This window comes from Marvinbryantia formatexigens DSM 14469 (assembly GCF_025148285.1).
Classification (GTDB): domain Bacteria; phylum Bacillota; class Clostridia; order Lachnospirales; family Lachnospiraceae; genus Marvinbryantia; species Marvinbryantia formatexigens.
The window spans coordinates 2,927,969-2,946,048 of record NZ_CP102268.1 but is presented as its reverse complement, the minus strand read 5'-3'; the positions used below and the strand labels follow the sequence as shown (position 1 = coordinate 2,946,048).

Annotated in this window: 15 protein-coding genes; 5 read left to right on the top strand and 10 right to left on the bottom strand. The window is 51.8% G+C overall.

What is annotated here, in order from left to right; translation table 11 throughout:
- Positions 1–3: 3 nt before the first annotated feature.
- The 4 genes from NQ534_RS13775 to NQ534_RS13760 all read right to left on the bottom strand — a co-directional run bounded on the left by NQ534_RS13775 (position 4) and on the right by NQ534_RS13760 (position 4,418).
- Complete coding sequence (locus NQ534_RS13775; protein ID WP_006860081.1) at positions 4–1,518, bottom strand: alpha-N-arabinofuranosidase; 1,515 nt, start codon at positions 1,516–1,518, stop codon at positions 4–6.
- A 140-nt stretch (positions 1,519–1,658) separates the two neighbouring features.
- Entirely contained in the window at positions 1,659–1,937 is a 279-nt protein-coding gene (spoVG, locus tag NQ534_RS13770; RefSeq protein ID WP_006860080.1) for a septation regulator SpoVG, read from the bottom strand.
- A 91-nt stretch (positions 1,938–2,028) separates the two neighbouring features.
- On the bottom strand, positions 2,029–3,147 hold the full coding sequence (gene glgD, locus NQ534_RS13765; protein ID WP_006860079.1) for a glucose-1-phosphate adenylyltransferase subunit GlgD: 1,119 nt from the start codon (positions 3,145–3,147) through the stop codon (positions 2,029–2,031).
- Complete coding sequence (locus tag NQ534_RS13760) at positions 3,144–4,418, bottom strand: glucose-1-phosphate adenylyltransferase (RefSeq protein ID WP_040781318.1); 1,275 nt, start codon at positions 4,416–4,418, stop codon at positions 3,144–3,146. Before NQ534_RS13760 ends, glgD begins: the two co-directional genes overlap by 4 nt.
- A 348-nt stretch (positions 4,419–4,766) precedes the next feature.
- Here NQ534_RS13760 and murC point away from each other — a divergent pair, with 348 nt between their 5' ends.
- From murC to prs, 4 genes are all read left to right on the top strand, one after another.
- Positions 4,767–6,146, top strand: coding sequence for a UDP-N-acetylmuramate--L-alanine ligase (murC, locus tag NQ534_RS13755; protein WP_006860075.1), 1,380 nt, complete (start codon positions 4,767–4,769; stop codon positions 6,144–6,146).
- Between the two features lie 381 nt (positions 6,147–6,527).
- Positions 6,528–7,793, top strand: a complete 1,266-nt coding sequence (locus NQ534_RS13750; protein ID WP_040781315.1) for a DnaD domain protein — start codon at positions 6,528–6,530, stop codon at positions 7,791–7,793.
- 11 nt (positions 7,794–7,804) lie between these two features.
- The gene (locus NQ534_RS13745) at positions 7,805–8,800 is read left to right on the top strand and encodes an ATP-binding protein (protein WP_040781312.1); all 996 of its coding nucleotides are present in this window, start codon (positions 7,805–7,807) and stop codon (positions 8,798–8,800) included.
- Positions 8,801–8,891: 91 nt separating this feature from the next.
- Positions 8,892–10,061: a ribose-phosphate pyrophosphokinase gene (gene prs / locus NQ534_RS13740; RefSeq protein WP_006860070.1), complete on the top strand. Its 1,170-nt coding sequence runs from the start codon at positions 8,892–8,894 to the stop codon at positions 10,059–10,061.
- 89 nt (positions 10,062–10,150) lie between these two features.
- On the opposite strand, the gene NQ534_RS13735 is transcribed toward prs, so the two are convergent.
- Genes NQ534_RS13735 through NQ534_RS13725 form a run of 3 tightly spaced genes read right to left on the bottom strand, consistent with a single transcriptional unit; the run spans position 10,151 to position 14,730 of the window.
- Complete coding sequence (locus NQ534_RS13735; RefSeq protein WP_006860069.1) at positions 10,151–11,737, bottom strand: ATP-binding protein; 1,587 nt, start codon at positions 11,735–11,737, stop codon at positions 10,151–10,153.
- Between the two features lie 3 nt (positions 11,738–11,740).
- Positions 11,741–12,805 (bottom strand): metallophosphoesterase family protein, encoded by a 1,065-nt coding sequence (locus tag NQ534_RS13730; RefSeq protein ID WP_040781309.1) that lies wholly within the window; start codon positions 12,803–12,805, stop codon positions 11,741–11,743.
- Complete coding sequence (locus NQ534_RS13725) at positions 12,802–14,730, bottom strand: AAA family ATPase (RefSeq protein ID WP_006860067.1); 1,929 nt, start codon at positions 14,728–14,730, stop codon at positions 12,802–12,804. Before NQ534_RS13725 ends, NQ534_RS13730 begins: the two co-directional genes overlap by 4 nt.
- Before the next feature lie 186 nt (positions 14,731–14,916).
- Here NQ534_RS13725 and mscL point away from each other — a divergent pair, with 186 nt between their 5' ends.
- A complete protein-coding gene (gene mscL / locus NQ534_RS13720; RefSeq protein ID WP_006860066.1) occupies positions 14,917–15,375 on the top strand; it encodes a large conductance mechanosensitive channel protein MscL in 459 nt (152 codons plus the stop codon).
- A gap of 180 nt (positions 15,376–15,555) precedes the next feature.
- Here the strand turns inward: mscL and NQ534_RS13715 are convergent, their stop codons facing one another.
- The 3 genes from NQ534_RS13715 to NQ534_RS13705 all read right to left on the bottom strand — a co-directional run bounded on the left by NQ534_RS13715 (position 15,556) and on the right by NQ534_RS13705 (position 18,071).
- Entirely contained in the window at positions 15,556–15,915 is a 360-nt protein-coding gene (locus NQ534_RS13715) for a YccF domain-containing protein (RefSeq protein WP_040781307.1), read from the bottom strand.
- Between the two features lie 171 nt (positions 15,916–16,086).
- Positions 16,087–16,503, bottom strand: a complete 417-nt coding sequence (locus tag NQ534_RS13710) for a hypothetical protein (protein ID WP_006860063.1) — start codon at positions 16,501–16,503, stop codon at positions 16,087–16,089.
- Positions 16,504–16,814: 311 nt separating this feature from the next.
- Positions 16,815–18,071 (bottom strand): ABC transporter permease, encoded by a 1,257-nt coding sequence (locus tag NQ534_RS13705; RefSeq protein WP_006860062.1) that lies wholly within the window; start codon positions 18,069–18,071, stop codon positions 16,815–16,817.
- Positions 18,072–18,080 lie beyond the last annotated feature (9 nt).

Below are 18,080 nucleotides of genomic sequence, written 5' to 3'. Positions count from 1 at the left end.
GTGTCAGCAGGCGGTTCCCTTTACCTCCAGATGCAACACGCTGCACGCCGGAATGGTGAAGCAGATTTTTCCGTCCGCCAGACGCGCTCCTTCAAACGGGCGCACCTGCACTCTCTGCGGCTCCTCAAAGGTATTCTTCTCATGCATTTCACCGTGCACGATCTCTCCGGTCACCGTCTCCGCACGATAGCCCGTCAGAGCTGTTTCCACGTCATAAGCATCCTCTGCGGACAGATTCGTGATGGTAATATGGAGAGAGCCGTCCTGCGCCTGCGAAACGGATTCCGTCAGATTCGGCACGCGCCATTCGTCCTCCAGACCAATCTCCTCCGTCTCAATATAGCTGTCCAGAAGCTGTGCATCCTGGTGATATTTATACATATCAAATACGTGATAGGTGGGCGTCAGTATCATATCCGCCCCGTCCGTCAGGATAACCGACTGCAGCACGTTCACCATCTGCGCCAGGTTCGCCATCTTCACACGGTCGCTGTGCTTGTTGAAAATATTTAGGGTAATGCCCGCCACCAGCGCGTCGCGGATAGTATTCTGCTGATACAGAAAGCCCGGATTCGTGCCCGGCTCCACGTCATACCAGGCGCCCCACTCATCCACGATCATGCCGATTTTTTTCTCCGGGTCAAACCGGTCCATAATCTTTCCGTGACGCTCCACCAGCTCCTTCATGCGCCATGCTTTGGCAAGCGTCTTGTACCATACCTTTTCATCAAATTCGGTTGCGCTCCCCTTCGTATCCCATCCCTCCGGGAACACGTAATAATGCAGGGAAAGCCCGTCCATAAAGCCGTGCACGCGCTCTTCGCTGTGGTGGAAGCAGGTTTTCAGCACTTCCTCCGTCCACTCATAATCATCCACATTGGCGCCGCAGCAGATTTTGAAAATCGGGCTGGCGCTGTCGTAATTGCGTACATACGTCTGGTAACGGCGGTATTCGTTCGCATAATAATCCGGATTCATGTTGCCTCCGCAGCCCCAGTTTTCATTGCCGACACCAAAGAAGTTCAGCTTCCAGGGATCCGGATGCCCGTTTGCCGCCCGCTGCTCTGTCATCGGGGACTGCCCGCCAAAGGTGATATATTCCACCCATTCTGACATTTCCTGCACGGTGCCGCTGCCCAGGTTTCCGTTCACATAAGCTTCGCAGCCAAGCTGCTCGCACAGTTCAAAAAACTCGTGCGTTCCAAAGCTGTTGTCCTCCACAACGCCGCCCCAGTGGGTATTGATCATTTTTTTACGCTGCTCCTTCGGACCGATTCCGTCTCTCCAGTGATACTCATCCGCAAAGCAGCCGCCCGGCCAGCGCAGCACCGGCACCTTAATCTTCTTCAGCGCCTCCACCACGTCGGTGCGCATTCCGTTCCGGTTCGGAATCGCGGAGTGTTCTCCCACGTAAATTCCTTCATAGATGCACCTGCCCAGATGTTCTGAAAAATGACCGTAAATCTCTTTGTTGATTTTGCTCTTTTTGTTCGCCGCGTTAATCACAAGCTTTGTCATAGTGCCCCTCCTGTATAAGTATTTTAGATTTTGTAAAAATATTATAGTCTAATCAAAATAAATAAGCAAGCATATTCTTTGAAACAGAAGAAAAAAGGGACGCCGCGCATGACGGCATCCCCACGCCTGTAAAACCCCTTTTACAGCGTATCTTCAGCGGCTTCCAGTAAAGCCTCTTCATATTTCCGCAGAATCAGATTCTGTATTCTATCACGTGTTTCAGAGTTAATCGGATGTGCAATATCGCGATATTCCCCATCCGTAGCTTTCCTGCTGGGCATTGCAATAAACAGGCCTTTTTCTCCGTCGATCACCTTGATGTCGTGAACAACAAATTCATCGTCAATGGTAATCGATACCACGGCCTTCATCTTTCCATCCTTTGATACCTTGCGGACTCTCACGTCTGTGATATTCATAGCCGGTCCTCCTTCCTCATAAATCGTATTTTATGGGCAGAGGTAGCATTTCAGTCTGTTTTTATCGGTCGGGCTCTGCCCTCTACGGACATCACATGACATACCTTTCGTTCGTTTCCACCACGATTTTCACTCCGCCCTCCCCGACATAACGGGAATTTGCACGGATAGTGTCGTGGCTTTCCACGATACAGTTTTCAATATATGTATTGTCGCCGATGTAAACATCGTTGAGAATAATGGAATTTTTGATCACACAGTTTTCTCCGACAAATACCTTCTTAAATAATATGGAATTTTCCACCTTGCCGTTGATGATACATCCTGCAGATACCAGGCTGTTTCTCACATCGGCACCCGGATTGTATTTCGCGGGCGGCATGTCCTCTATCTTGGAGTACACATCCGGATACTGACGGAAGAAATAATCCCGTACCTCCGGTTTCAGAAAATCCATGTTTGTCTTATAATAAGCGTCTACCGTAGAGATATTTGCCCAGTACGAATCCATTTTATATGCATAGATACGTTTCATGTTTTTATAACGGACTAAAATATCTTTTACAAAATCAAATTGATTTTCCGAGGCAGCCTTCTCAATCAGCTCGATAAGCTGACGTCTGCGGATAACGTAAATGCCCGCCGAGATAGCATTGCCGGACGCCTCAACCGGCTTCTCCTCAAAGTCCTCGATTCTGCCGTCGTCATTCATTTTCACAACGCCGAACCGGCTGATATCGTCTCCCTCAGGCACTTCCGTGCAGACCACGGTAATGTCTGCCTTCTTTTCAATGTGGTACTCCAGCACTTTGCTGTAATCCAGCTTATAAATTCCATCGCCGGAAGCAATCACCGCATACGGCTCATGACATCTTCTGAGAAAATCCAGATTCTGCGCAAGCGCGTCTGCTGTCCCGCGGTACCAGAAATTGTTTCCCACGGTGATGGTCGGCGTAAATACAAACAGTCCTCCCTGTTTTCTTCCGAAATCCCACCATTTCGAGGAGCTCAGATGCTCGTTTAAAGAACGCGAATTATACTGCGTGAGGACAGCTACCTTCTGGATTCCCGAATTTGTCATATTGCTCAGCGCAAAATCGATGCTTCGGAAACTCCCCGCCACCGGCATAGCCGCAATCGCTCTCTTGTTTGACAGCTCCCGCATTTTCTGGTTGTTGCCGCCCGCTAAAATGATTCCTACTGCTCTCATGCCACATCACCATCCTTAATAATTGCTCCGCCGCTCTCCAGGATTCCGTCCGGATAATCCTCCGGCGCTGTCTTTCCGGAAATCGCGGTATTTTTGCCAATCTTCACATCTGCAGGAATGGTACTGTTTTCGCCGATGGTAACAAGCCCGCCGGCATATACCGCCGGTTTGTATTTATTGGGCACCTCTTCTCCGATGCCCATCACAACGCCGGAACCTACTTCCACATTCTCCGCGATGATTGCGCGCTCCACAACGGCGTTTTCGCCAATCACCGTTCCCTTCATGATGATGGAATCCCGGACCACAGCTCCCTTTCCAATCGTGACGCCCGCTCCGATTACCGAGCTTCTCACCTCTCCGTAGATTTCGGTGCCGTCGCCGATGATGCTGCGCTCAATCTTCGCGTCCGCCGATACATACTGCGGCGGAATGATTTCGCTGGAAGTATAAATCTTCCAGAACTCTTCATAGAGATTGAACTCCGGGATGATGTCGATAAGCTCCATATTGGCCTCCCAGTAGGAGCTTAATGTTCCCACATCCTTCCAGTATCCATTGTATTCGTATGCTACCAGTTTCTCACCTTTATCAAAGCAATAGGGTATAACGTGTTTTCCAAAATCACAGCCTGGTACATTTGCATTGGCAATCAGTGCTTCTTTCAGCACGTCCCATGTGAATATGTAGATTCCCATAGATGCCAGATTACTCTTCGGTTCCTTCGGTTTCTCCTGAAACTCTGTAATAATGCTGTTGTCGTCCGTAACGACCACGCCAAACCGGCTTGCCTCCTCCCACGGAACCGGCATTACCGCGATGCTGACAGCGGCGCCGCTTGCCTTGTGGAAATCCAGCATAACCTCGTAATCCATCTTATAAATATGGTCTCCGCCCAGAATAAGCACATACTCCGGATGAAACATTTCCATATACGTAAGGTTCTGGTAGATGGCATTTGCGGTGCCGGTATACCATTCCGTATCCGTGCTTTTTTCGTAAGGCGGCAGGATGCTTACTCCGCCGATATTGCGGTCCAGATCCCAGGGAATACCAATGCCGATATGCGTGTTAAGCCGCAGCGGCTGGTACTGCGTCAGAACGCCTACCGTATCTACCCCGGAATTGATACAGTTGCTTAAGGGGAAGTCTATGATGCGATATTTCCCGCCGAAAGTAACTGCCGGTTTTGCTACTTTTGATGTCAGAACACCGAGACGGCTTCCCTGACCACCTGCCAGCAGCATGGCAATCATTTCTTTCTTAATCACGTTATCACCTCTTGATGTTATGTTTTTATTGATTATAACACAGCTTTCCAAAATAGTGAACACCTTTTACGCAGTTTTTACAAAAATTACAAAGCAGATGATGCCTTTTTATGAAATTTTCCGCCCCATATGTCAATTTTTGTCGACAGTAATATTTTTTTCGTATATTTTGTCCATTTTCTGGAAGCTGTGATTATTTATTTTTACGGAATACGAACTATTTCCGTCATCAGACTTTCTTTTTTCACAAAATTGCGGTATGATGGTAGGTAACAGGGGCAAAAAATCCGCAGGCATCATATTTAGAGTTTTTGACCCCGACAGTATTCTATTTAAGGAGAAAAAACTATGTATAAAATAGATTTCCGGAAACCTGTACATGTTCATTTCATCGGCATCGGCGGCATCAGCATGAGCGGTCTCGCGGAGGTCCTGCTTGACCGCGGCTTTCCGGTCTCAGGTTCCGACCGCAGCGAATCCCCTCTCACGAAGCATCTCGAAGAGCAGGGCGCCATCGTATATTACGGGCAGCGCGCTTCCAATATAAAAGAGGGCACCGACCTGGTGGTCTACACCGCCGCCATCCATCCGGACAATCCGGAATATAAGGCGGCTGCAGACGCCGGCATTCCCATGCTCACCCGCGCGGAGCTGCTCGGACAGCTTATGAAAAACTACCCGGTTCCCATCGCCGTATCCGGCACGCACGGCAAGACGACAACGACCTCGATGATTTCCCACCTTCTGCTCGCCGACAACGACGACCCGACCATTTCCGTGGGCGGTATCCTGCCGGTCATCCACGGAAACATCCGTGTGGGCGGCGGAGATATTTTTCTGACAGAAGCCTGTGAATACACCAACAGCTTTCTCGACTTCTTTCCGAAAATCGGCATTATCCTGAACATCGACGCGGACCATCTTGATTTCTTTAAAGACATAAATGATATCCGCCATTCCTTCCGCCGTTTTGCCAGGCTGCTTCCCGCGAACGGAACGCTGATCATCAACCGCGCCATCCCGCAGGTGGAAGAAATCACGGACGGACTTGCCTGCCGCGTCATTTATTACGGCGTCCAGGAGGGCCGCGGCTATTCTGCGGAAAATATCAGCTACAACGAGCTTGCCTGCGCCTCCTTTGATTTAAAGCGGGACGGAGAGCTGCTCGGTCACTACGAGCTGTGCGTGCCCGGTATCCACAATGTGGAAAACGCCGTCGCTGCGCTTGCGCTTGCCGACCTTCTGCAGATTCCGCGCCAGACGGCGCAGAAGGGTCTGAAAGACTTTACCGGCACGGACCGCCGCTTCCAGTATAAGGGCAAGGTGGGCGGCGTGACCATCGTGGACGATTACGCGCATCATCCCACCGAGATCACCGCTACCCTGACAGCCGCAAAAAACTGTCCGCATGAAACGCTCTGGTGCGTCTTCCAGCCGCATACATACACGCGGACCAAAGCGCTGATGGACGATTTTGCAAAGGCGCTTTCCCTCGCCGACAAGGTCGTGCTGGCGGATATCTACGCCGCCCGCGAGACGGATAACCTCGGCATCAGCTCCGATACGCTGCGCGAAAAAATAGAGGCGCTCGGCACGGAAGCTTACTATTTTCCGTCCTTCGATGAGATTGAAACATTTTTGCTGGAAAAATGTGTACACGGAGATTTGTTGATAACTATGGGTGCCGGAGATATCGTTAAAATCGGAGAAAAGCTTCTTGGAGAATAACTTATCCACATTATCCACACGCTTATGCACAAAATCGGGCAGAAAAGCGTGTGGAATTTTTTGTGCACATTATTGTCGACATAACTCCGGGGACATAATCTCCTATATTTCGACAAACCTTGATATTTACTGCTATCCGGCGGTTGCAATCCGGATATCCGTTTTTCTTTTATCCACATTATCCACATTATCCACACGGTCTTTCGGAAAAAATCCCCGGTATAAGTATCTGTTTTCTTTTTAAAAAAGGTATGTTATACTGCATATGGACACATCCGTGCGTCCCGCCTGTTGCTGTTCGTCCGGTTTTCAGCAGTTGTCTGAGGCCTATGCGGACAGTAACGCACACTTCTTTAAAAAAAACATAAGCAGGTGAGCAATTTGGTCATACATAAATACCATTCCGGCGAATATACGCTGGTTCATAATCGTTTTTTTGATGAATACATGCTTTCGGCGAACGGCGAGTTCGTGAAAATCTATCTTTATCTGCTGCGCAGCAGCGATACCGGGCGCGAACTTTCCCTGTCCGGGATTGCGGACACCTTCAATCACACGGAGAGCGACGTCCGGCGCGCGCTCACATACTGGGAAAAACAGAAGCTTTTGCATGTCACCTACACTCCGGACGGCGAGCTTGCCAGCATTGCGCTGACAGACGGCGCGCCCATTCCCGCCTCCCAGGAGGAGTCTGCCGCGGCAGATGGCACCGCCTCCTTCCGCAGACAGACCGCTTCTGCCCGCTCTGCCAGAGAGAATGCGGATGGCTCTTCCGCCTTTGACGGACAGACGCTGCGCACCCGTTTCACAGAAGATGCGGCGGACGGCTCTTCCGCTTTCGACGGACAGGCTGCAGATATGACAGCGGGCGCTTCTTCCCGTGAAGAGCAGACCCGCGATGGCGCCGCCAACCGTCTGGACAGCTACGCCTCACACGCCGCCGGTTTTCCGCTGCGCAGCGATTCCGAGCCGGCACGGATCACCATATCCGCCGACCGGAAAAAGGAGCTGGCAGAGCAGGAGGATATCCAGCAGCTCATGTATATTGCGCAGCAATATCTCGGAAAAAAACTGAGCAGCACGGAGGTCACCAATATTTTATATTTTTACGACGGACTTCATTTTTCGGTAGACCTGATTGAGTACCTGATTGAATACTGCGTCTCAAAGGGAAAACGCAGTATCAGCTATATCCGCGCCGTGGCGCTGGAATGGGCTTCCAAACAGATCTCCACCGTCGCGGAGGCAAAAAAGGACACCAGCCTCTACAGCCGGGATTACTATGCTGTCCTGAACGCCTTCGGCATCAAGGACCGCGGTCCGGCACAGGCGGAAGCAGAAATGATGGCGCGCTGGTTTACGCAGTATCATTTCTCGCTGGAGGTCGTCCTGGAGGCATGCCGCCGCACCATCAACCGCACACACGCGCCGAATTTCCAGTATGCGGATAAGATTCTGGAAAGCTGGAAAAACGCGGGCGTCACCCGTCTGAGCGATATCGCCGCACTGGACCGCCCCGCTCCCGCCGCAGCGTCCGCGCCGAAGCCGCAGAAAAACCGGCGCACGGCGGCGGCAAACAAATTTAACAACTTTCCGCAACGCGATTATGATTTTGAAAAGCTTGAACAGCAGCTTCTGGACTGCTGAGGAGGAGAGACGTGGCACTGAACAATTCACAATATGACGCTATTATGCGGGATTACTACCGCCGCCAGACAACGCACCGCCGCCAGAAGGAGGAACGTGTGCGTGAGGTGCGTGAAAAGCTGCCGCGCATCCGGGAAATTGACGATGAGATCGCCTCGGCAAGCGTACAGTGCGCCAGAAAGCTTCTGTCGGGAGGCGGCAGCTCCCTGTCCGCGCTGAAGGAGCATATCGCCCTTCTCGGTCAGGAACGCCGGGAGGTGCTTCTGGCGGGCGGTTTTCCGGAAGATTATCTGGAGCTCACCTACGATTGTCCGGACTGCCGCGATTCGGGCTATGTAAACGGACAGAAATGCCACTGCTTCCAGAAGGCGGAAATCGACCTTCTGTATACGCAGTCAAATCTGTGCGGCATTCTGGAGAAAGAAAATTTTCAGACCTTCTCTTTCGACTACTATTCCGACGAGCTGAAGGAAGAGCTCAGCGGCGTCTCCTCCCTGGAGCGGATGAAGAAGGTGTACGCCGCCTGCCGCCAGTTTGTCCGCGATTTTGATACGGCGGACGCAAATCTGTTTTTTTACGGCGACACCGGCGTCGGAAAGACCTTCCTGTCGCACTGTATCGCCAAAGAGCTTCTGGACACCACGCACTCCGTGGTTTATTTTTCCGCCCAGGAGCTGTTTGAGCTGATTGCACAGAAGCGTTTTGAAAAAACAGAGCAGACCGAGGGCATCCTGGATGCCGTCTATGGCTGTGATTTGCTGATTATTGACGACCTTGGCACCGAGCTTACAAACACCTTTGTAAACTCTGAGCTGTTTCTCTGCATAAACGAACGGCTCACCGCCCGCAAATCCACCATTATTTCCACAAACCTTTCCCTGAAAGCGTTCAAGGATACCTACTCGGAGCGCATTTTCTCGCGCATTTCGACCAGCTATACGATGCTGAAGCTTTTCGGAAAGGATATCCGCCTTTTAAAGAAGATGGCACGCAACAGACCCGTCTGAACGGTTTTACACGGATTGCACGGAAAAAAAGCCTTGAATAAACAGACTTTTGTGATATGATGTTAATGAAAAAATTTACGGAGGGATTATCATGCAGACAGAAGAACGTAATCTGGACACTATTCCGGTCGGCTCACTCGCGCTGATTCCGCTTGAAAGCTGCCGCGAGCTCGGAGAAAAGGTAGACCGGTATCTGGTGAACTGGAGAAAAGAGCGCGACCACGAACACAAAACGACCATCGCATTCCGCGAATATGAAAAGGACACCTACATTGTAGATGCAAAAGTCCCCCGTTTTGGTTCCGGCGAAGCAAAGGGTACCATCAACGATTCTGTGCGCGGCAACGACCTCTATATTATGGTTGATGTCTGCAATTACAGTCTCACCTACTCCCTTAGCGGACGCACAAACCATATGTCTCCCGACGACCATTTCCAGGATTTGAAGCGTATTATCGCCGCCGCCGAGGGAAAAGCGAAGCGTATCACGGTAATCATGCCGTTTTTATACGAAGGACGCCAGCACAAAAGAAGCGGACGCGAATCGCTTGACTGTGCGCTGGCACTCCAGGAGCTGACAAATATGGGGGTTGACAACATCCTCACCTTTGATGCGCACGACCCGCGTGTGCAGAACGCGATTCCGCTGCACGGCTTCGAGACGATTCAGCCGGTATATCAGTTTATCAAGGGACTGTTCCGGGCAGAGCCGAGTCTTCATATTGACAAGAATACCATGATGATTATCAGCCCGGACGAGGGCGGTATGAACCGCGCCGTTTACATGGCGAACGTGCTCGGACTGGACATGGGTATGTTTTATAAAAGAAGAGATTATTCCACAATCGTGGACGGCCGCAATCCGATTGTAGCGCACGAATTCCTCGGCTCCAATGTGGAAGGCAAGGATATGGTGATCATCGACGATATGATTTCTTCCGGCGACAGTATGCTGGAGGTTGCCTCCGCCCTGAAAAAGCTGAAAGCAGGAAGAATCTTCCTCTGCGCCACCTTCGGGCTTTTCACCAACGGTCTGGAGAAATTTGACAAGGCATACGAGGACGGCGTGTTCGACTACCTTCTGACGACCAATCTGGTTTATCAGACGCCGGAGCTGCTCTCCAAAGAATATTATACGAGCTGCGACCTCAGCAAATATCTTGCCTACATTATCGATACGCTGAACCACGATGCTTCCATCAGCGAGCTGTTAAGCCCGCTCGACCGCATCCAGCGTTTCCTGGAAAAAGCAAACCACTGATAAAATGCGCCGGAAGCTCCGGCACCGCGAATCCGCGCTCTGGGTCGCGCCAGGCAGATTTACTCGCACGGCGCTCCGGAATCCGGACATTATTCGTATATCCGCTGCAGAATTTCCTGCTCACGCCGGTGGCAGGTGAACAGCAGCACCTGACGCCCGCTTTGGGACAGCCACCGCAGTGTCTGTTCCAGGCGGGTGTCGTCGTATGTAATAAACGCGTCGTCCAGAATCAGCGGCAGCGTATCCTCCGCATTCAGAAATTCCGCGCACGCCATGCGCATCGCAAAATAAATCTGCTCCATCGTTCCCCGGCTGACCTGCCAGATGGACAGCAGCTTCTGCGGCGTGCTCACCCTCACATGAAAATTTTCATCCAGATATGCTCCCGTGTACTTTCCGCCGGTGATGACGGACAAAATCTCTGAAATGCGTGCGTTCAGCTTCTGGGCATATTCCTGGTAAATCTCCGCCGTCACCTCGGAGAGCGTATCCATCGCGAGATATACCGCGGACAGCTTTTCATCCAGCGCCTCCACTTCCCCATTCTGCATTTTCAGCGCCCGCTGCTGCTCCTGCAGCTCCTCCAGCATCACCTGCTTTTCCCGGCGGGCATTGGCGGTCCATTCCAGATTGGCAAGCAGCCGCTCCTTTTTCGGCGCGTTCTTCTGCTGCCGTTCATACTGCGCCTTCTGCCGCTCGTATTCGCGGCGCAGACGCTGTTCACGCAGCCGCGCTTCCTCCTCCCGCTGTATATCCTTCTGCTTCTGGTCCCGCACGCCGAAAAACTGCACGCCCAGACAGGACAGGATAATCACCGCCACCGCTCCGATGCGCACCTGCAAAGAGGATACCGCCAGCGCCGTCACCAGCGCAGCCGCCGCAATCACCGCCATCGAAATTTTGCCTATCTTCCAGACCATCGTCCCGGCAGCTTTCTCTTCTGCTTCCTCCCCGTCGCGGCCGTACAGCTCCCCGGCTTCCCGGATTTCCTCCTCCATCGCCTTCAGACGCTCGCGGTGTTTCGTCTCCTGCGCGGCAAGCTGCTCCAGCTCCTGCTGCGCATACTCGATCTTCATGGAAATCTCCTGCATCTTTTCTATCTTTGCCGCCACCTGCTTCTTTTTCTCGCGCTCCAGACTTTTGCGCTCTTCCTTCAGCTCCTCCATCGCCGCTGCCGCGTCTATCCCGGACAGGTCCCCACTTCCGCCGTTAATCATGCCATTACGCACGGCGTTCGCCAGCCCGTCGTCCGTCTCCGCACTGCAGCCGCCGAAAAACACTGTGTTGGAAAAGGCGGTCTCATCCAGCCCCTGGAGGAAATCCGAAAGCTCCTCCGGCTCCAGCTCTCGGCTGTCTGTCTCGCAGATCAGCCGCACCTCCTTATCATGTTTTTCAAAGTTCCGCTCTATCCGGTAAATCTTATCCCCGCTCTTAAATCTTAACATGCCGGAAAAATAACTGCCGTTCTCCCACGGCTGGCGCAGACTGTATTCATCCTGCTGCGCCGCGCGTCCGCGCATCCGGTCGATTCCAAAAAACATCCCCCGGATAAAGGAGCGCATGGTACTCTTTCCGGTTTCATTGTCCCCGTAAATGACATTGATGCCCGGATGAAATTCCATGCTCTGCCCGTTAAATTTCCCAAAATGGTCCATTCTGATTTCTATTATTTCCATCTGCTACCTCTTCTGCGTTTTTTTCAGCGCGGCGATTCCATACGCCAGCGCCTGCTGTCTGACCGGGCTGACCTCACCGCCTTCGTTCTGCAAAAGCTTTTCTATATAGCGCCCGATGAGGTCCCGTCCGTGCTGCCGCCGCAGCTCCTCGATGGAAAAGCCCGGCTCCGTCAGATCATGAATCTCCAGAATGTTCCCCAGCTCATACCATTCCTCCGTGTGATACGCCATTTCCGGCTCCCGCAGTCCGATGATATCCACCTTATAAATATTCTGTGCGCCATCGGCGGCAATCTCCCGCGAGAGCTGCTCCTGCAGCCCGTAACCGGTCGTCTCCAGCGTGCTCTCCAGCGAAATCTGTATATATTCCCGGCTGGCAAACGGCACAAACTCTGTGCTCAGCCGCCCGTCTTCATATTCTCCAAGAATATATCCGTGCACGCCGGTATCGTTGCTGTCAACCGGCTCCAGCGCGCCGGAATACGCCATCTTATTTTCCACCAGCATCTGCGGCTTGTGGATATGTCCAAGCGCAATGTAATCGAAGCCGCTTGCCGCCAGACGCTTTTTATCTATCGGGATGTGGCGTTCATCCCCGCCGTGCGCCAGCAGAATGTGACAGCCCGGTGCATCGTCCGGCTCCAGATCATCGTAAAGCGGCTCCGTAATCTCTCTGTTATAGTAGCTGAAGCCATAGACCGTGGTTTCAAGCTGCCGGAAGCAGACGCTCTCACATTCCGGGGAATCCAGAAAAATCACGTTTTCCGCCCACTCAAAATTACGGAAGGGAGAATCGCGGTGCAGATAGTCGTGATTTCCCGCTATCAGGACGACCTGCGTCCTGCTCAGTCTGCCAAAGAGATAATTGACTTCTTTTAATTCGCGCACCAGCGGCTGCCGGTGAAAAAGATCCCCGGCTATCAGAAGAAGATCCGCCTGTTCCCGCTCCGCCTCCCGGATTACCCTCTGGAAGCTCTTCCATAGCTCCTGCGCCCGTGTCTGTGACCAGGGCTGCCCCTTATCCGGCACCGCGCCCAGATGTACATCTGCAATATGTATAAATCTCATAGTTTCTCCCATCTCACCGCCGCTTTTTTCCCGCGGTGCGCAAGTCCGAAATGCCAGCTCCCGCCATGCATTCCGGCGTCATAGTTTTTCTCCCGTATCTGGTCGAGCGCCTTCTGCGCAAGCGCTTCCAGGTCCTCCGATTCTTCTCTGGTATACTTAAATTCCAGAATGATTCCGGGAAGATTCTGCCTTCTGGAATATAGCAAAATATCGCATCTTCCCTCCCCGCTCTCACGGTTGCTCTGCACCTCATAATCCTTCCGCATAAAAGCGCACATGCCAAGCAGCATCATGTGATAGCTGTTTTCATCCTTCAGATCGTGATAGGAGGGCAGCTCCAGCAGAATTCGCTGATAAATCCTGGCAAACTCCTCCGGTCTGCCGTCGCGCAGGGCGTACAGCATCCGGCTGATTTCCGTTTCCTCCACCTGCAGGCAGAAAGCCGTCAGCTCCCGGAAGGCTCTCCATACTTCCCGGTTCGGCACCCGCACCGTATACCGCCCGTCTTCCGTTTCTTCCTCCACCGTCAGCATCCCGGCATTGATCAGAAGCCCCCAGAACGATGCGCCGCCCGGCTTTTCATAATACGCCACTGCCAGCTCCGCTTCCACTGTCACTGTTCCCTGCTCAATCAGATGGTTGTATTCCTCCCGGAAGGAAGGGCCCTGCTTGGCAAGCGCATCCTTTAAAATGCTGTTTTCACTGGTGTTTACCCAGTAAAAATCCGCTTTTTTCCGCGCAGCATAGCAAGAAACAGACCACGGATTGTACACCTCTGCCGCGCCGAAGCGGTAGCCGTCATACATCAGCCTGACCTCTTCCGGAAACCCGACGCCGCAGTATTCCAGAAGCTCCCGCGTTTCCTCCACCGTGAAGCCGAAGCAGTCCTCATACTCCCGGTCCGTCACTGTGCAGACGCTGAGATTATTCAGACCGGAAAAAATATTTTCTTTGGCGATCCGCTGTATTCCCGTAAGCACCGCTCTTCCAAGCGAAGCATTTCCCTTGATGGAGGTGCCGAAAACACCCGCCAGCACGTCCCGGATCTCACTGTAGTATCCGCCTGCATTTGCCGAGATAAAGGGCGTATCGTACTCGTCAATCAGAAGATATACCTTCTGCCCGAACTGCATGTCGAGCAGCTGGCACAGCTCCTTCACCGCCGTTTTTATACAGTATTTCTTCTCCTCCGTGATGCCCCTGCTGCAAAGCATTTTATAGTTTTTATAAAATATCTCCTTCTGCACATCCGGAAGGCTGCCATCCGCTATAAGCTGATAATATCTTCCGTATTCCCCCCGCAGCACGTCCGCCAGCATCGCCAGCATACCGTCCGCAGAATCCGCCTTCACATCCAGAAACGAAAGAAAAATAACCGGCTGCCGGTTCATCTCCTCCCGCGCGCGGCTTCTGCTGATATACGTCCCCGCAAAAATATCGCCGGAATTTTTTGTACAGTCAAAGAATTCCGCCAGCATAGACATATTCAGTGTTTTTCCAAATCTGCGCGGACGGGTAATCAGCGTCACCTGGTACCAGGATCCCAGAAATTCCTCTATCATGCGCGTCTTATCCACGTAGTATGCATTCTGCTCACGAAGAGCCCGGAAGTCCTGCTGACCGATTGCCAGCCGTCTCTCAGGCTTTGCGCGATATTCCGTATTTGTCCGGTAAACCGGCGCCGCCTCCCGCACCCTGTCCGGATACCGGGCGCTGCCTCCCCGGTCCCGCCCGAACAGCTCATCCAGAGAGCAATCCAGGATATCGCCAATCTGAATCAGCGTCTCAAAGTCCGGCGCACGGTTCCCTGTTTCATAATTTGTATAAGTGGAGCGCGAAATCTCCAGCTTCTCCGCCATCTCCGCCTGCGTATAGCCGCGCTGCCTGCGGTACATCGTAAGATACTCACAGAACTTTGTTTTCATAACCGGGTCACCTCTTTTCCTTTCCCTCACTATAGCACATGCCGTCACAAAATGCAACCATCATTTCAGAATGTTTCGTTTCGAAACTTCATGCAGATAAAAATAATCATTCCGGATGCATTGTAATATCCGGTCTGTTTTGCTAAAATAAAAATAACTACTTTATACACAGGAGGAATGTGAGCTATGAAGAAACTTATGGACGAATTCAAAACATTTATCATGCGCGGAAACGTTATGGACCTGGCAGTCGGCGTTATCATCGGCGGCGCGTTCCAGTCCATCATCAACTCGCTGGTAAACGACATCATCATGCCGGTCATCAGTCTGATTACCGGCGGCATCGACTTTTCCAACTGGTTCATCCAGCTCAGTGGCGACCAGAAATTCACCACGCTTGCCGCCGCGCAGGAAGCCGGCGTCGCGGTCTTTGCCTACGGCAATTTTATCACTGCCGTCATCAATTTCCTTATCATGGCGTTCGTAATCTTTATGCTTGTAAAAGGCATGAATAAGCTTGCCGCAATCGGACACCACGAAAAAGCCGTCGAAGAGGCGTCCACCACGAAAAAATGTCCGTTCTGCCAGAGCGAAATCGACATCAATGCAACGCGCTGTCCGCACTGCACTTCCGTCATCGAATAACCGTTCCGCTTTATCTGCATTCCAGAATATGCAGGAACGATTTTCCCGATGCGCAGAAATAATTGCGCAATATGCAGAAACATTTTTATCCGCAGAAATGGTTTTGCAGCATACAGAAATATTTTATGAATAGAAAGAGAACCTGCACATGCGTCTTTTGCACGACAGGTTCTCTTTCTTTTAAACGATATCCGCTCCGAACGGCATCAGCGCCAGCTTCGCAAGCTTAAAGTGCTGCAGCCCGAACGGGATACCCACAATCGTTATGCACAGCAGCGCGCCGAACGCCAGATGCTCCAGCGCCAACGGCAGCCCGGAGACGAGCAGCCAGATAATATTCAACAGGAACGAGCCCGCGCCTCCTCCGTAAACGACCTCTTTTCCAAACGGGAAAAAGCTCATGGAAGCAAGCTTAAAGCACTGCATTCCCACCGGGATTCCGATAATCGTGACACACCACAGGCATCCTGCCAGGCACCAGCTCAGTCCGCCGATACATCCTCCGCAGAGAAACCACAACACATTTCCAAGACACCCCATACTTCATCCTCCCTTTTCTCCATATTTTTCATCCTGCCGCCCCAAAGACGGTAAACCTGCATTCCTGCAGATGGTAAACCCATCATTCCCGCAGATAATCAGCCTGCATCCCTGCAGATGGTAAATCTATAGCCTGCAGACGATAAATCTACAGCTCCGTAGGCAGCAGACCTACAACTCCCGCAGACTATAAAGCAGCCGCTCCACCTGCAAAATGGCGTCATTTACCTGCTCCCGCGCCTCCGCAATCTTTGACTGCACCAGATAATCGGCAACCAGCCCGTCAAAGAAAAAGTCTGCAAAGGTAAGAAAGCTTCCCACCTCCATACGAAGCTCCGTCGGCACATGGACATCGCGCAGCTCCCTCTGAAAAATCAGCAGGTCGGCTCTGGCATCTTCCATCAGAACCTTCGCATCATTCATGCGCGAATGCTTCATCATGTCTGTAAAAAAGCCTCCGCCGAGCAAATCAAAAATTCCCCAGTTTCTCGCACTGTTCAGCTTTTCCTGCGCTCTGTACAGACTTTGCAGCGCCTTCTCTCCCGCTCTCACTGCCTCCTGGATTTCCTGTTCTCTTGTTTTTTCCATCCTTTTTTCCCTCCATTCCGGGCAAGCTATTCGGCTTGCGCAGGTGCCGCCATGTATAAAAACCGATTTCGTAAAAAAAGACTTTTACCATGACGCCTGCCACAATAAAAGTCTTGCTTTCTCATTTGATACGGATGCCCTTCGGCATCGAATGTCGCTCTCAAACCCGGTCTTTCAACCGTTTAGCTACTCCCTTTCGCTTGCTTGTTAAAAATATAACACATTCCGGTGTCTGTGTCAAGCAGAATTTATTATTCCCGGCGCAGCGCAAATTTATTGCAAATTTATTACTCCCACGCAGCGCAAATTTATTACTCCCGGCGCAGCGCGTCGATGGGATTCAGATTCGCCGCTTTCACGGATGGAAGCAGTCCGAAAACAATGCCGATGACCATCGAAAATACGACCGCGATGCCCGCCGCCGGAATGCTGACCGCCACTGCCACGCCGGAGATACGGCTGATAATCTGCGCCATCGCAATTCCGCACAGCACGCCGATGGCGCCTCCTATGCTCGTCAGCACAGCCGCCTCCGTCAGAAACTGCAGCAGGATGCTCTGCTTTCTGGCGCCTATCGCCTTTTTCAGTCCAATCTCGCTTGTGCGCTCCGTGACGGAAACCAGCATGATATTCATTACGCCGATTCCGCCCACCAGAAGAGAAATGCTGGCAATCCAGATGAGCTGTTTCTGCGTCGCCGCTCCGAGACTCTGCAAGTCCTCCACCTTTTTCAAAATATCATCCGCTTTATACTGTACCTCCGTCTGCTCCGGTGAAAGGGCGGCATTTAATATTTTTTCCGCTTCCTTCCCCACGCTTTCCATATCCTCCACGCGCTCCGCCTTTACAATGACATTTTCCGGCTCATCATAGAAAAATGCAATCGGCCAGGATGCCTTCGGCATAAAAATATAACCCGGCGAATCGGTGACATAATTCAGATAATCGTCCACGGAATTAATCTTTGGCTCGACCCGGCGTACTTTTCCGACGACCCCGATAATTGTAAACGGCGCTCCGCCGATTTCCAGCACCTCCCCGATGGGGCTGCGGTTCTGGAACAGCATCTCCGCCACCTGCTGTTCCAGGATAATCACCTTGCGGAAATTTTCATAATCCTTCGTGTCAAAATTCCTGCCGCTGCGCATATAATAATTGCCGGTGTTAAAATATTCCCGGTCAATCCCGCGTATTCCGATGTCAGAGAGCGCTTTGTTTTTATAAAATACGTTGCCGGGGCTCTGTCTTTCTGTATAACAAGTGACATTCTTTACCCCACTGCAGGCTCTGAGCTTTTCTATGCACGCTGCGCTGACCTCGCGCACGCCGGTGGGAATATCGGATTCTGAAAAAATAGAAAGCGGAAATCCGTTCTGTTCCATCTGGATGAGTACGGTATTGTCCCCCGCTCCAATCAGATTGTTTTTAATTTCCTCATTTGTTCCCTTTATCGTGGATACAATGGAAATTATTGCGGCGATACCGATAATAATTCCAAGCATTGTCAGAAGAGACCTCAGCTTATGCGACCAGATTCCCTGAAACGATAACCGTATATTTTCCGTCATAGCGCCCTC